This is a genomic window from Selenomonas sp. oral taxon 892 str. F0426 (genome assembly GCF_000468035.1).
Classification (GTDB): Bacteria; Bacillota; Negativicutes; order Selenomonadales; family Selenomonadaceae; genus Centipeda.
Genome location: NZ_KI260514.1, coordinates 3,764 through 6,067, shown reverse-complemented (window position 1 = coordinate 6,067; position 2,304 = coordinate 3,764). Strand labels below are relative to the sequence as shown.

The 2,304-nt window shown below is 55.5% G+C and carries 2 protein-coding genes and 1 pseudogene; all 3 read right to left on the bottom strand.

What is annotated here, in order from left to right; all coding sequences use genetic code 11:
* Positions 1-754: pseudogene (locus HMPREF1992_RS00365) on the bottom strand (phage major capsid protein); the annotation flags it as partial.
* 78 nt (positions 755-832) lie between these two features.
* Positions 833-1,522 (bottom strand): head maturation protease, ClpP-related, encoded by a 690-nt coding sequence (locus HMPREF1992_RS00360; protein WP_006696267.1) that lies wholly within the window; start codon positions 1,520-1,522, stop codon positions 833-835.
* Positions 1,512-2,304 (bottom strand): phage portal protein (locus HMPREF1992_RS00355; RefSeq protein WP_021683811.1); only part of this gene is annotated, 793 nt, incomplete at its 5' end. The genes HMPREF1992_RS00355 and HMPREF1992_RS00360, both read right to left, overlap by 11 nt.

The window sequence follows — 2,304 nt, the reverse complement described above, 5'->3', positions numbered from 1 at the left end:
GACGCTTGAGGCTGTAGACGAGCGTCACGAGTTCATCCGCCTTGATGTCTGCCGCCGCCGTGGTGACGGATGTCTTTGCCGAGGTGAGAAGCCCCTTCGGCTTGTGCGTCCCATCGCCATTCAGGAAAGCATCCTCCTCTGCGTTGCCGAGTGCCTTGCCGAACTGCTCGATGAGGTAGTTCTCAAGGTTGAAGGCGTTATCATAGAGCAGCTCCTCCGTCACCTTGACCGCGACGTGGAGCTTGTGTGCGTCGAGGACGATCTGGGCAAACGTCGCGTCCCCGAAGGTGAGCGGCGCACCTTCCTCAATCCACGATGCCGCAGGTTTTGTGGCGGCGATATTGATCTTGTGCTCGCCGCTCGTTGTGATGACCGTCGCAAGCGGACGCAGGACGTTCTCTTCGCTGAGTACGTCAATGAGACGCTGATCGTATTCCTCGGGAACGAGATAGCCGCCGTTTGCATCCACGCCCTCCTGCAGGACGTTCTCCACCTGCCGAAAGTTCGTACGGAGAGCTTTGAGCATTGCGGCGCGATATGCCTCGCTTGCACGCCCTGTCTTTTCTGCATTGAGAGATGTGCCCGGAGTGTTGGTGATCGCCGCCGTCACGGGCTTTGCAAGCTGTGCGTCAAGAATCGCCTGACGCTCCATGCGCTCGATGTCCTTCCCGAGCGCAAGCACCTCGTTCTCCATCTGCTCATACGCCTTGGCATCTTCGGCTGTGAGATGCCCGTCCTTTTCGTGAGAATCCAGAAACTGCTTTGCCTGTTCCCACATTTCTGCACGCTTCTCGCGCATTGCCATGATCTTATCCATGTTCTTATTCCTCCATTAGTGTGAAATAGAAAAGAGCCGTCGTTTGAGCGGCTCTGCATCGACATTGTGTGTCCCCTGCCCGAATTTCGAGAGCAGAGAGTTCGTGACGGCGGCACGGGAGAAGATCAGCCCGTCTGCCGCAGCACTTGTGAGATGTTCCCGATTCTCATAGAGAACGGAATCCGCAAATCCAAGCTCCACCGCTTTCTTTGCGTTCATCCATGTCTCGGCATCCATCAGCCGCGAAATCTTCGCACGGGAAAGTCCCGTCTTGAGTTCGTAGGCGTTGATGATGCTCTCCTTGATTTCGGCAAGGAAGGTAATCGTCCGCTCCATCTCGTGTGTATCGCCGATGGAAACAGTCATCGGGTTGTGGATCATCAGCATTCCCAAGGGAGAAATCTCGACGGTCGATCCTGCCATCGCGACGACGGATGCGGCAGAGGCGGCAATCCCGTCAATCTTGACATTGACGTTCCCCTTATACTCCATGAGCATATTGTAGATCTGTGCCGCCGCATAGCAGTCGCCGCCCGGAGAGTTGATCCAGAGGTCAATATCTCCCTCGGCGGCATTCAGTTCAGAACGGAACATCTGGGGAGTGATCTCATCGCCCCACCACGTTTCGTCCGAGATTTCACCGTCCAGAAGCAAGATTCGCTTCTCTCCCTCGTTCCGCACCCAGTTCCAAAATTTACGTTTCATCACTTACTCCCTTCTGATTCCCTGCAAACAGCCCTGCGTCCCTCAGTTTTGTCATATTCCCATTAATAAGATACAGATCGCCGCCCTCGTCTGCTTCGATGGGATTCATGTCCTCAAGACTGCGGATGTCGTTCGCCGAGAGCCATCCGTTCTGCCGCCCGATGGCATAGCCCTCCATACGGCTCTTGTAATCTCCGCGCAGAAGCCCGTCCACGTTGAAGCGGATGAAGTAATCCTTCCGCTCCTTGTCCGTCAGCAATGCCTTTTGAAGCGACTGCTCCCAACGAACGACCCATGGATTCAGTGTGTATTTGACAAATTCAAGCGACTGCTGCTCGATATTCGAGAAGCTGGACTTCTCCAAATCCCCTACCATATGCGGCGGCACACGGTAGAGCCGTGCAATCTCGTCGATCTGGAACTTCCTCGTCTCAAGGAACTGCGCCTCCTCGGGCGGTATAGCAATCTGCTGATACTTTACACCTTCCTCAAGAACAGCAATCCTGCCCGTGTTCATCGTGCCGCCGTAAACGGCGTGCCAACTCTCACGGAGCTTTGACGGGTCTTTGAGAACACCCGGATGTTCCAGAACACCGCCCGGACGCGCACCGTTCTTGAAGAATGCCGCGCCGTATTCCTCCGTTGCCAGAGCAATCCCGATGGCGTTCTTTGCCATAGCAATGGGACTGTAGCCGACCAGACCGTCGAAGCCGAGTCCTGGAATGTGGAGGACATCCTCACGCCGCAGACGAATCTGCCCCTTGTCCGCAAAATTCGGATTC